Source organism: Sphingomonas sp., from assembly GCF_024508665.1.
Lineage (GTDB): Bacteria > Pseudomonadota > Alphaproteobacteria > Sphingomonadales > Sphingomonadaceae > Sphingomonas.
In genome coordinates, this window is sequence record NZ_JANINP010000001.1 from 1 (window position 1) to 12,291 (window position 12,291).

The following is a 12,291-nucleotide window of genomic DNA, read 5'->3' on the forward strand; positions in this document are numbered from 1 at the left end:
GGCCGCAGCCCCCGCAGCGGCGCCCGCCCCGGCGCCGCAGGCCGCCGCTCCTGCGCCGGCACAGGTGACCCCGCCGGCGGACACCACAGCGTCGGCCCCGGCTCCTGCCGCCGCGCCGGCAGCCGAACCAGCGGCCCCTGCCGCCGATACGACATCGACCCAGTCCACCACCACGAGCGAGGTACCGCTTTGGGCCTGGGTGGCTGGCGGCATCGCGCTGCTCGCGGTCATTCTCGGCGCGGCGCTGGCGATGCGCGGCCGTCGTCGCGAATATGAGTACGAGCCGGCCTATGTCGAAGACACCTATGTCGAGCCGCAGCCCGAGCCGGTCGCCGCGACCCCGGTGATCGAGCCGATGCCGGTGGCCAAGGCCGAACCGCGCAAGGAGCCCGAATATCTGCGCCGTGCCGCCCCGCTGGCGGCCGCCGCCGTCGAGCCCGTCGTCGCCGCGCCGGATGCGGTCGAGATGTCGACGCCGCCGGCCGACGAGGTGGCGCAGCTCACCGCCGGCACCGCGCCGGTGGCCGAGCGTCCCTGGCTCGAATTCGCCATGCGCCCGGTTCGCGCGGGCACCAATGTCGACGAAGCCCTGGTCGAAATCGAGCTCACCGTCGGCAATGCCGGATCGGCGCCTGCTCGCGACGTCCGCATCTCGACCTTCCTGTTGTCGAGCGATCCCAACGGGTCGGAAATGGAGCGCCTGCTGGTCAACCCGCCGGCCGACGGCACCACCGACCCGGTTACGATCAACCCGGGCGAGGGCAAGCGGATCGACGCCACGCTCGCGCTGCTCAAGTCGGACATGGGCGAGAATTTGCCCGACGCGATCCGTCCGATCATTGTCGCCGACGCGCGCTATACGCTGGAAGACGGCAGCGAAGGCCGCACCTCCGCCTCGTTCGTGGTCGGCGTGACGCCCGAAGAAGGCGGCCCAGGCCTCGAGCCGCTCGAACTCAGCCGCGCCTCGATGCACGACAATGTCGGCGCGGAACTGCGCGGCGAACCGCAACACGCCTGACGCTCCCTCAGGCACGCAGGCGCCCGTCCCGGACCTCCCGGGGCGGGCGTTTTTTGTGGTGGGGGAGGGGTGAAAAGGACGCCCCAAGAATCCTCCCCGTTAACGGGGAGGGGAACCGCGCGGCTTCAGCCGCGTGGTGGAGGGGGCCATCCACACGTGCAGCGCTGGACGCGAGCCCCCTCCACCAAGCCGCTGTGCGTCTTGGTCCCCCTCCCCGTAAACGGGGAGGATTTGGCCGCCCGCCGCTGTCGACGGGAGCAGTGTTCGACACACCCATTGCATCCCGCTGCCGTAGCGTCCTAGGACGCTGCAACCCCTCCCAAGGAGACTCGGTCGCATGATGAAAAAGCTGGCGTTACTGCCTCTGGTCGCTCTCGCCTTCACTCCCGCGCTCGCGCAACAGGCGCCGATATGGCCGCCCAAGGGGGACGATATCCCGGCCAAGTTCACGCCGCCGGTCGCCGCCAACGCCGATTACATCAAGCGCGAAGTCATGATCCCGATGCGCGACGGGACCAAGCTCTACACCGTCATCGTCATCCCCAAGGGCGCGACCAACGCGCCGATCGTGCTGACCCGCACGCCGTACAATGCCAAGGGCAGGGCCAAGCGCTCCGACAGCGCGTCGATGCTCAACACGCTGCCACTGGCGGACGAGATCTTCGTCAAGAACGGCTATATCCGCGTCTATCAGGACATTCGCGGCAAATATTTGTCCGAAGGCGGCTATGTCGTGACGCGCCCGGTGGTCGGTCCGCTCAACGATACCAAGGTCGACCATACGACCGATGCCTATGACACGATCGACTGGCTGGTGAACAAGGCGAACCTGCCCGAATCCAACGGCAAGGTCGGGATGATCGGATCGTCCTACGAAGGCTTCACCGTCGTCATGGCGCTGCTCCATCCGCACCCCGCGCTCAAGGTCGCGGCGCCACAGAGCCCGATGATCGACGGCTGGATGGGCGACGACTGGTTCCATTACGGCGCGTTCCGCCTGGCCAATATCGCCTGGCTCGGCGCCCAGACCGGCTATCGCGGTGACGGCAAGGCGCCGCCGACCGGCGGGTACGACGATTACGACAATTTCCGCGAGGTCGGATCGGCCGGCGATTGGGCCAAGAAATCGGGCTACGACCAATTGCCCTATTGGAACCGAATGTCGATGCACCCGGCCTACGACGAATTCTGGTCGGACCAGGCGCTCGACAAGATCCTCGCCAAGAACCCGTCGGACGTCCCGACGATCTGGGAACAGGGTCTGTGGGACCAGGAGGATATGTGGGGGGCGATCCACAGCTATGAGGCGCTGGTGAAGGCGGGCAAGGCCGGCAACAACTTCATCGTGATGGGGCCGTGGCGGCACAGCCAGATCAATCGCGTCGGTTACGAGCTCGGGCCGTTCAAGTGGAACGGCGACACCGCCGCGCAATATCGCGAAGACATGATCCTGCCGTTCTTCAATCAATATCTGAAGGACGGTCCGGCGGTCAGCGTGCCGGCGGCGACGATCTACAATACCGGCGAAAACCATTGGGACCGCTTCAACGCCTGGCCGCTGGCGTGCGAGACCGGCTGCCCGTCGCCGCTCAAGCCGATCTACATGCAAGGCGATGACGGCCTGGGCTTCGACAAGGGTGGGGAGGGGGGCGACAGCTATGTCTCCGATCCCGCCAAGCCGGTTCCGCATCTGCCGCGCCCGGTCAATTTCAATGACGGCCGCTGGGGCGACTGGCTGGTCCAGGACCAGCGCTCCTATGACGGCCGGCCGGACGTGCTGAGCTACGAGAGCCCGGTGCTCGACCAGCCGGTCCGCGTGTCGGGCGTGCCGATGGCCGACCTGTTCGCCAAGACGACCGGCACCGACGGCGATTTCGTGGTCAAGGTGATCGACGTCTTCCCGGCGGAGAACGCCACCGATCCCAAGATGGGCGGTTATCAGCTGGCGATCAGCCTGGATATCTTCCGTGGCCGCTATCGCGACAGCTTCAGCAACCCGTCGCCGATCCCGGCCGGCAAGGTGCAGGAATACAAGTTCCGCCTGCCCGCGGTGAACCATGTGTTCCAGCCCGGTCACCGCATCATGATCCAGGTGCAGTCGACGCTGTTCCCGCTCTACGATCGTAATCCGCAGAAATACGTCCCGAACATCTTCTACGCGAAAAAGTCGGACTATCAGAAGGCGACGGTGACGATCATGCGTGGCGGAAAGACGCCGAGCGCGGTGTGGCTGCCCGTCGTGCCGCTCGCGCCTTCCCAGTTGATGCGCTAAGGGCGGCCTTTCGCCGGACATTCGGCGCAGGTTCAGCTAGGTTGTGCATTACGTGAGGTCGATGAGGGGTTTTGGAGTGTTAAGACGCGCGGGCATGTTGCTCGCCGGGTTGGCGGTGCTGCCCGGGATGGCGGCTGCGCAATCGACGGGTAGCACGCCGCCGCAATCCATCCCCGATCTCGGCGGCTTCAACCTCCCGCCCAAGCCCAAGCCGACTCCGACGCCGCCGCCATCGGGGCCGATCGTCGCGCCGTTCAGCCGACCGACGCCGATCCCGACCTTCGCGCCGACTCCTGCGCCGGCGCCCAGCAAGACCGTGACGCCGCCGCCGGTCACGGCGACGCGGCCCAGCAGTACGACGCCGGCCGCGACCCCGACCCCGCGCCCGACGCCGCGGACCGGCACGCCTGCGCCGCAAGCGACGCCAACACCGGCCCCGACCACGACAACGCCTCCAGCCACCAGCGCCGCGCCGGCCCCAATCGCCACCGCGACGCCCGAGCCGGTGCCCAGCGCGGCACCGACCGCGGCTGCTCCGGCGCCCGCCGAACAGCCGTCGAGCGGGTGGTCATCCGGCACATTGGTCGCGATCGGCGTGGCGCTCCTGGCCTTGCTCGCCGGCGGATGGTTCCTGTTCGGCCGCCGCCGCCGCGAGGAGGATCTTTACGAGGAGGAGGTCGTCGCTCCGGTGGTGGCGCCGGTGGCTCCGCCGCGCCCGGCTCCACGCGCGGCCGCCCCCGCGCCGGCTCCTGCGCCAGTCCCCGAACCCGCGCCCGCGCCTGCGCCCGCCGCGCCTTCCGGCCTGCTGACGGTCCCGCTACGGCGCATAGCGGAGGGGCTCCAGCCGGCGCCCCAGCCGCCCGCGCCGCCGCTCCCCGCCGGCCTGGTCACGGTCCGCGCGCCGCAAGCCCCCGTTCGCTCGCTCGAGGACTTGAAGCCCGAGCTGGAGATCGTCCTGATCCCGCAGCGCGCCGGCACCGACCCGTCGATGAGCGCGGCGATCGAATATCGCATCGTCATCCGCAATACCGGCCGCGGCGACGCGCGCGACGTCCGTTTCGGCATCTACATGACCACCGCCAGCGCGCGCCAGGCGGCCGATCTGCAGACGATCTTCGCCAACCCGGTCGAACAGCCGGTGCTCGCGCCGTTCGAGATCCATGCCGGCAGCCAGGTCGAGCTGTCCGGCACCGCGATGCTGCCGCGCGCCAACCTCAACGTCATGACGATCGACGGCAAGCCTTGGTTCGTGCCGGTGCTGGCGATGAAGGCCGAATATCGCTGGGGAGAGAATGTCGGCGCGCCGGGCGTGGCGACCGCCGCGCACATGATCGGCATCAACCGCGGGGAAGGGGCCAAGCTGGCGCCTTTCCGCCTCGATGGCGAGCCGCGTATGCACCCGAAGGTGGCCGAGCGCCGGGTGGCGTAATTCGCGAGTTCTCGAAGCGATAGACGCCTCCCCGGCGAAGGCCGGGGCCCAGATTCGATAACCTCGCGATGGTATCCTGCCGCGGAGAATCTATTGCGACTGGGCCCCGGCCTTCGCCCGGGAGGCGCGATGTTTCGGTGACGCCTTTTTACCCTGCGTCATGCCGGGCTGGTCCCGGCATCCACGGCGCCACGCTCCCATCGGCCTTTGGTTACGCTGCACGGTGGATGCCGGGACGAGCCCGGCATGACGATATATCCGCTGGCCGACGAGAGGCGATAAGCCCCTCCCCTTTAGGGGAGGGGTTGGGGTGGGGGCTCTCCACAAGCAATGTTGCCTGCCGAACTCCCCCACCCCCAACCCCTCCCCTGAAGGGGAGGGGCTTGAAAAAAAGGGCGGCCCCATTGCTGGGGTCGCCCTTTCTTTCTGCTGGCCGTCACGAGAGTGAATCTCGTGACGTCGGACGCGAGCCTGGGCTCGCGCCGGCCGGCCTTGTTGGGGTGCGGGTCGCCGGAGGCGCCCCGTCTCCCCAACTGCGGCTTACTTCAGCTCGACGGTCGCGCCGGCTTCTTCAAGCTGCTTCTTGATCTTCTCGGCTTCGTCCTTGCTGACGCCTTCCTTGACGGCCTTCGGAGCCGACTCGACCAGCGTCTTCGCCTCGGTCAGGCCGAGACCGGTGATCGCGCGGACCTCCTTGATGACGTTGATCTTCTTGCCGCCGTCGCCGGTCAGGACGACGTCGAACTCGTCCTTGGCTTCTTCGGCGGCGGCGCCACCACCGGAACCACCGGCGGCCGGCGCGGCAACCGCAACCGCCGCAGCGGCCGAGACGCCCCACTTCTCTTCGAGCAGCTTCGAGAGCTCAGCGGCCTCGAGCACGGTCAGTTCGCTCAGCTGGTCAACCAGCGCGTTCAGGTCTGCCATTTGTATTCTCCAAAATTTACGTCGCCCCGGCGGAGGCCGGGGCCATTCTCAACAAGTGTACGTTTGCGGCCGGCGACCCCGGCCTGCGCCGGGGTGACGACCAAAGTCGTCAAGCGGCTTCCTTGGCCCCATAAGCGCCAAACACGCGAGCCAACTGACCGGCCGGCGCCTGGGTGATGCTGGCGAGCTTCTGCGCCGGCGCCTGAATCAGGCCGACGATCTTCGCACGCAGTTCATCCAGCGACGGCATGGTGGCCAGAGCCTTCACGCCTTCGACGTTGAGAGCCGTCGCGCCCATCGCGCCGCCGACGATTTCGAGCTTGTCGTTCGTCTTGGCGAAGTCGACCACCACCTTGGCGGCGGCGACCGGGTCGATGGAAGTGGCGAGACCGACCGGACCCGTGAGCAGATCGCCCAGCGAGAGATAGTCGGTGCCGTCCAGCGCGATCTTGGCAAGCTTGTTCTTCGAGACCTTATAGCTGGCACCGGCCTCACGCATCTTCGTCCTGAGCTGCGTCGACTGGGCGACGGTCAGGCCGAGGTTGCGGGTGACGACCACCACGCCGACCTCGGAGAAGGTCTGCTTGAGATCGGCGACGGCTGCGGCCTTTTGACCACGATCCATGCCATTCTCCACGTTTTGGACCGCACGCCTGACGGCGAACGGCCCGGTTCAAAGCGACCCTGCGGGCGGACCCGCATGGCCAATTCTCCGTCGATGGGGCATGGCGCCGGCCGCTGTCTTCATGGAGAGCGGCAGTCCCATACGCGCGGCAAACCGCACGGCGGGCAAATTCCATTCCCCGTCTAGGCAGGACATTAAGCGGGGCGGATACCCTGCACCTGCTGTCTCGGACGGTAACGCAGGGGAGGGCCGAAGCCCGCCTGCGAGGGCGCGCCTATACGGGGATTTGGGGGGAAGTCAATGTTTGGGGGGCGGGCGGGCCGTCCGGCGGTTGCCGGACCTGATCGGCCAGTGGTAATGACGACACCACAGGCGGGCTGAGCAAGTCCAAGCAGCTGTCCTCGTGATCTCAGAACTCGGCTCCATATTAGCTCGTTGAAGTGAGTTTGACCGCCACGGTTCCCGCTAGAATTAATCACCTGCGGCACCGCCTGCGAGCCGCACCTGCCCACGCATATGTACCATTTCGCTGCCCCGTCCGCGAATTACGCTTTACTTGGTCGCTGATAGACGAAGAATGCTAGCTGTACCGGCGGCGAGTCTGTCGTCATTGCGATTCTCGATGAGCCAGACGGACCCTTCAAGATCGCCTCGATGATCTTGTAATTCGCTTTGTCAGTTTGGGTTGCTTAACTCCAAGATATTCAAGGATATCTCCCGCGTTCTCATCATCGTTATCGGACAAATTAAGGCTGGCAGCGAGTTGTCGCAAAACTTCTCTCTCGATTTCTTTGGGCATCCAATATGCTAGCCGCAGAATCGCTTGGCGGTGGTCGGCGGCCATTGAGCGATCTCTTAATTGACCGCCCACCAAGTCATTTACGATCTGCACGAGCTCTCTATTGCCCGACAGATCAACAACTCCCTGTCCCGTACCAGTCAATTCACCAAAGACGAAGCCAATAGAGTAGGACTCATCCTTGAATCCTCTCACAAACAACTCAGTCAGGCGGATAAGCGTATCACTCGAAGGTATAGGCGCAGATAGATTTGCTCTTTTGCGTAGATGACGCCAGAATCCCCAGGCCCATGCACCAATGTAGTGCACGTCAGGTCGATCGTCGAAGAGCGTCCTTTCAAGCGACTCATACACCGCGGTGTTTCTGACGAAAGACGATTCGTCACGAAGTAGCATAAAGCTGCCGCCCGTAGCGGCAATACTGCTAATGAGGCTCCTCAAATTATCTTCAGACAAGGAAACGATCATATCGTCTACAGCTTGATCGCTCCGCCAATAATCGATCGATTGTCCATAACCCTCCAGCGAGCATAGCGTATTTCGTATCAACGGACGAGAAGTAAATCGTCCATCTAAATAGTTGTCGAGAGCTGCTCGTCTTAAATCAGGACCGTAGGGCCCTCGGCCTAAAGTTGACCAGTTGTCAGTTATTCGAGTTAAAGTGCTAAAATATACAATAATACGTGCCGCCCGCTCTAGCAGCTCTGGTGCAAAAACCGCTTCTTCAGCCATTGCTTGTGTTAGCCGCCAAGCGGCGCGGGGCATGCTCTCGTGTATAAAATTTTCCGTCCTTTTCGAAGATATCTTCGAAAGCAATTCCGCATCAGCGGCAGTTGTCAGCGCTTCAAGTAATGGTGTAGCTTGCCCGCGCGCTAGAACTGCGGCCATTGGAACCACTTCTTTCCATTCGTCACTGAGTAGGTTCTCTCCTATTGTAGCGACTATGGAATAAGGTGCACTTGCGTCGAGGACATCACCCTCGACTGCGGCGACCGCGGCAAGATATTCTTGAAAGGTAAGATGACGAAACTGGTAGAACGGTACAGTTCGCCCATCCTCGTTGGTTAGACCCCCCTGCAGCATCAAACTGGACCGCAGCTCAACCCGTTTGAGGAACTCATGAGGAGAATCTTTGGCGTATCGACCTATCATTGGAAGCTCTGCGCGAGCGCTTTCGAGTATTGCGAGGATTTCGCGTTCGGTTGCAGTCTGTTGACCCCGACGCATTAGCTCGAATGCTAGGCAGGCCAATTGTGGCACAGCCTCCTTCATATTGAGGGCCTCGTGCCCCTGAATGTTCCAGCTGTCGAGTAGCACTTCAACCGCACGGTCGTAGAGACTGACCCTATCTGGCGGTAGCCGGCCAGCTCCATGCTTCACAACTAAGAGCATCGTCAGAAGCAGCGGGTTTTCCGCTAAACGGCGGAGCGGTTCGCTGTTGAGAAGCGTATTGGCAACGACGTCAGCTTCGACAATTGCGCCGGGCGATCCTCCGCTCATTAGACGATGCCAATAGTTGCTTAGTGAGCGGATAGCATCTGCATTTAATGGCGCAATTTTGTACTTTATGCAGAATCGCGCAAGCCATGGTGCGACGAGATCGAACCCCGCTTCCCGACTGGAGACCAGCAAACGAATCCGTGGATAATCCTTCGAAAACTTTTCGAGGTTCTCCACAAAAACAGCCCGATCACCATCTTCGTGTATTTCATCGAGGCCATCAATAAGTAGCAGTACGTTTCCTGCCTTTAAGGGTTTCTCAAGCGCCTGCGCTAAACCCTGAAGTTTCTGATCACCCGTTATTCCGGCAACTTCTTGCAAAAGGCTATTAATCGGTTTTCGTATATGATCCTTCCACTCACGACAACGAATCATAACAGGAATAAGGTCGATATTAGGGAGTGCATCGGGACTTGCTTCGCGTCGCTTCGGATCACAATACGCAACAGCTAGGCGCTTTAACAAAAGCGTCTTGCCACCGCCCGGCAAGGCAAGGAGCGCAATCCTCTTATTTTTAGAGAATGCCTTTGCAAACGCTATCGGCTTGCCAAATTTCTCGTACCAGTCTTGCAGCTTGGTGTCTCGCTCAGGCTCATTGAGCGGAATTTGTGGTGGGAATGGTTGAACCTCGAGCGGCACAAATAGCTTTTCCAGATCGAATTTGCGCTGCGCGGTGTCCATATCTGCGCGCATACCCTCGATCGCCATTTCTCCGCAGTCACGAAGCAGGAAGTTCCTATATGCATCGAGTATCTGCTGATCGCGGTTGGCGGTGACCTTAGCTTTCGCGGCTCGGGTGGTACCTACAGGTCGGGTAGGAAAGCAGCCGAGTAGAAAAGCAGGTAGCTCGTTATGGGAGCCTCCGTAGCTGAGCGGTTCGACAAAGCCGCGCCACTTCGGGTCGGCCATCCGCCTAGCGAATTCGTCTTCACGTACGAGGGCATAATGTTGAGGGGCTCCGGCGCCTACATTTGCGCGAAGCCAACTAATCAACCCAGAGAAATTAGGATCCGCAAACGTGTCTCCACATCCGACGAACAGCAAACGGTTTAGTGAACTAAACGATCTCTGGACAAGATCGCGAGTCTGGTCATTGAGTGTGGATTGGTAGTCGCGGATTCCAAACACGCAACTGACCGGTTCTGTCCAAGTTCCGTGGAGGTGCAGGACCCCTTCACGTTCTTTGCGACACCATGCCAACACGTCCTCGGTACTCGAAAGTACGATCGGCTGCATTCGCGCCGCGGCTTCGGCGGAAGTATCGTAGTTGAGTGTAGCGATCAAAATGTTTTTCTGAGCAATGGCCCGAAGCGCATTGGCCATCGCGCTGTTCTCGAGCGGCCAGTTGTCAAATGTCGATCGCAACCAGCGGGCGTAGTCAGTTCCCGTAGGCGCACCGAGTTTGCGTCCGGCGAATTCGGCCACGCCGAGCAGTTCGTCCATATCGTCAGACATCAGTGCATCCGCGTAGCGCTGCAGCTGAGTATCGGTGACTAACTTGCGATCGTGTCCATAGACCAATGCCGCATTGACCAGTCCAGTCCAGGATTTGGCTTTTCCGGATTTGGGCAAGAGCGCCATGCTCGCGCCTGCTCCAAGAACCACCACAAGCTGGCCCGCATCGGCAGACCGTCGAATATCATCCAATGCCAAATCTATCCCCCCGGAATACTTGTCGGCCAAACGGCGTATCGCCTCTGAAACCAAATTAACAGAGGAGAGACTAGCCTGGAAAATGGTTCATAATGGAGATATTGGAGATTACAGTACCAGGTTTATTAAAGCGTACCAAAGGCCTCACTCTAATCGCGAGTGGAAACGCGCACTGCCCACACGCATTGCACGAACGCGCCCCAGGCCCCATATCTCTGATATGAGCACCCGCCCTCCTTCCTGCACATCGCAGTGCATCCGGGCAGCAGCACCGAGCGCCTCCCCGCTCTGGGCGGGCGCGCAGCCTTTTAGGCGCCTGACCTAGGGCCCCCCTCGCGCCGGCGACTGTGCCGGTTCCCTGAACAGAAGCGGCGTTTGCGACGGCCCACGGGCCGCGAGCGCGCGCGCATCGAGGAGGTGCATCATGGACCGTTTCGTGGTCGAAGCAGAAAGACGCGTGGTCGGGATCGCGGTTCGCGTGCCCGGCGGATTCAGGTTCGTCGCGTCCGATCCGGATTTTTACGCGGTAGACCGCGAGGTCTTTCCCCGCGCTCGCTTGCTGGTGAGCCGCATCGCCGCGTTCGGCCGGGCGCTGCGCAAGCGGCGGGCCGAGCGCCGCTTCCGTTAGGTCGCGCACTCTTAAGCTGCTGGCGGTAGCTGCAAGGGACCATCCTGCCATGGACGGATACTCCCGGGCATGCCGCCGCCACCCGCTTCAGCTAAAGTCTGGATGCGCTTTACGTATCGGTGAGTTAGAGAGGCCGCTCGGACGCCCGCAGGGGCGTTCAGGGAGGAGCCCGACCATGATCAAGATGAGCGTCTATTATCCGGCCGATGGCGGCTCGAAGTTCGATCACGACTATTACCGCGCCCATCACATGCCGCTGATCCAGGAACGGCTCGGCGATGCCTGCTTGCGCTACGAGATCGAAAAGGGCCTTGCGGGTGGCGAACCCGGAAGCGCGCCGAAGTTCGTCGCGGCGTGCCATATCTACGCGCCGACCCTTGGGGCATTCCAGGCGGCGTTCGGTCCCCACCGCGCGGAGATCGTCGCGGACGTCGCCAATTATACGGACATCACGCCGATCGTGCAGATCAGCGAAGTGGTTGGAGAATAGGGGTTCGGTGCCAATTGAGCGACGATTGCGGGCCGCGTGGTTACAGCGTCGTCGCGGCGGCGTGCGCCAGTACTGACAGCGAATGGGGATCGAAAATGCCGGAATCGCCTGAACTTGAGATCCTGCATGCCACGATCGAACGGGTCTGGAACGAATATGACGACGCGAAGAGGCTCGCGGCGATCGGGGACCTCTATCATCGCGACGCGCAGATCTTCGAGCCGGCGCGCGCGGTGACGGGCCATCAGGCGATCTCTGACGTGGTAAAGGGCGTCCTGGCCGACATGCCTCCGGGCTTCAGTTTCAAGGTGCAGCCGGGTGGCCATGGACATCACGGCATCGCCACCGCGCAGTGGAAGGGCGGTCCCGGCGATACAGTCATCGTCAGCGGCGCCGACGTCGCGCGGATCGCGGACGGGAAAGTCATCGAGCATTATTTCTTCTTCGACGCGGCGGATTGACTGCGTCGTCGGGCAGCGCCGGCCAACCGCGATCAGGCGGCGTTGCGGTCCCGGTAGAATTGCACGCCAAGTTGCAGGCTTTCTGCGATGCGGTCCGCCTTTTCCTGGAAGATGGCGGCCGCCTCGGGCGCGAGTACCTCGGCGCTGGTCTGGCGCCACAAGGCGAGCCAGCGCGCGAAATTGTCCGGCGTCATATGCGGCTCGTGGCGGACATGGGCGACCATCGGCTGGCCCTTGTAGCGGCCGCTGGTCAGCAGCACCGACGACCAGAACGCCTGGAGCTTGGCGAGGTGATGCGGCCAATCCTCGATCGCGCCGTTGAAGATCGGGCCGAGCACCGCATCGTCGCGGACGCGCGCGTAGAAAGCGGGAACGAGCTTCGCGATATCGTCTTCGGTGATCTGCATGGCTGCGAAATAAGAAGACCGCGCCGAATTGCGAATACGTTTCAGTACGTAAGGCCGGCGGGCGAAGTAAGCGGCGGCGTCAGCT

The 12,291-nt window shown here is 62.5% G+C and carries 9 protein-coding genes and 1 pseudogene; 6 read left to right on the forward strand and 4 right to left on the reverse strand.

Features of this window, described 5'->3' with window-relative positions:
• The 3 genes and pseudogenes from Q0L25_RS00005 to Q0L25_RS00015 form a co-directional block, all read left to right on the forward strand.
• Nucleotides 1-1,018, forward strand: a pseudogene (locus Q0L25_RS00005) (hypothetical protein); the annotation flags it as partial.
• Between the two features lie 337 nt (nt 1,019-1,355).
• On the forward strand, nt 1,356-3,290 hold the full coding sequence (locus tag Q0L25_RS00010) for a CocE/NonD family hydrolase (RefSeq protein ID WP_296610808.1): 1,935 nt from the start codon (nt 1,356-1,358) through the stop codon (nt 3,288-3,290).
• 76 nt (nt 3,291-3,366) lie between these two features.
• Complete coding sequence (locus Q0L25_RS00015) at nt 3,367-4,719, forward strand: LPXTG cell wall anchor domain-containing protein (protein WP_296610809.1); 1,353 nt, start codon at nt 3,367-3,369, stop codon at nt 4,717-4,719.
• A 540-nt stretch (nt 4,720-5,259) separates the two neighbouring features.
• Here the strand turns inward: Q0L25_RS00015 and rplL are convergent.
• The 3 genes from rplL to Q0L25_RS00030 form a co-directional block, all read right to left on the reverse strand.
• Nucleotides 5,260-5,643, reverse strand: a complete 384-nt coding sequence (gene rplL, locus Q0L25_RS00020) for a 50S ribosomal protein L7/L12 (protein WP_296610811.1) — start codon at nt 5,641-5,643, stop codon at nt 5,260-5,262.
• A gap of 109 nt (nt 5,644-5,752) precedes the next feature.
• Entirely contained in the window at nt 5,753-6,268 is a 516-nt protein-coding gene (gene rplJ / locus Q0L25_RS00025; RefSeq protein WP_296610812.1) for a 50S ribosomal protein L10, read from the reverse strand.
• Nucleotides 6,269-6,908: 640 nt separating this feature from the next.
• Nucleotides 6,909-10,250, reverse strand: coding sequence for an SIR2 family protein (locus tag Q0L25_RS00030; RefSeq protein WP_296610814.1), 3,342 nt, complete (start codon nt 10,248-10,250; stop codon nt 6,909-6,911).
• 394 nt (nt 10,251-10,644) lie between these two features.
• On the opposite strand from Q0L25_RS00030, the gene Q0L25_RS00035 reads away from it, so the two are divergent.
• The 3 genes from Q0L25_RS00035 to Q0L25_RS00045 all read left to right on the forward strand — a co-directional run bounded on the left by Q0L25_RS00035 (nt 10,645) and on the right by Q0L25_RS00045 (nt 11,799).
• Nucleotides 10,645-10,848, forward strand: a complete 204-nt coding sequence (locus Q0L25_RS00035; protein WP_296610815.1) for a hypothetical protein — start codon at nt 10,645-10,647, stop codon at nt 10,846-10,848.
• A gap of 175 nt (nt 10,849-11,023) precedes the next feature.
• Nucleotides 11,024-11,338 (forward strand): EthD family reductase, encoded by a 315-nt coding sequence (locus tag Q0L25_RS00040; protein WP_296610817.1) that lies wholly within the window; start codon nt 11,024-11,026, stop codon nt 11,336-11,338.
• Between the two features lie 14 nt (nt 11,339-11,352).
• Entirely contained in the window at nt 11,353-11,799 is a 447-nt protein-coding gene (locus tag Q0L25_RS00045; RefSeq protein WP_296610818.1) for a nuclear transport factor 2 family protein, read from the forward strand.
• A gap of 32 nt (nt 11,800-11,831) precedes the next feature.
• On the opposite strand, the gene Q0L25_RS00050 is transcribed toward Q0L25_RS00045, so the two are convergent.
• Nucleotides 11,832-12,206: a group III truncated hemoglobin gene (locus Q0L25_RS00050; RefSeq protein WP_296610820.1), complete on the reverse strand. Its 375-nt coding sequence runs from the start codon at nt 12,204-12,206 to the stop codon at nt 11,832-11,834.
• Nucleotides 12,207-12,291: the final 85 nt, after the last annotated feature.

Coding starts and splice junctions, on each gene's coding strand:
- rplJ (WP_296610812.1), bottom strand. CDS start 6,268: ATGGATCGTGGTCAAAAGGCCGCAGCCGTCGCCGATCTCAAGCAGACC.
- Q0L25_RS00035 (WP_296610815.1), top strand. CDS start 10,645: ATGGACCGTTTCGTGGTCGAAGCAGAAAGACGCGTGGTCGGGATCGCG.
- Q0L25_RS00010 (WP_296610808.1), top strand. CDS start 1,356: ATGATGAAAAAGCTGGCGTTACTGCCTCTGGTCGCTCTCGCCTTCACT.
- Q0L25_RS00050 (WP_296610820.1), bottom strand. CDS start 12,206: ATGCAGATCACCGAAGACGATATCGCGAAGCTCGTTCCCGCTTTCTAC.
- rplL (WP_296610811.1), bottom strand. CDS start 5,643: ATGGCAGACCTGAACGCGCTGGTTGACCAGCTGAGCGAACTGACCGTG.
- Q0L25_RS00040 (WP_296610817.1), top strand. CDS start 11,024: ATGATCAAGATGAGCGTCTATTATCCGGCCGATGGCGGCTCGAAGTTC.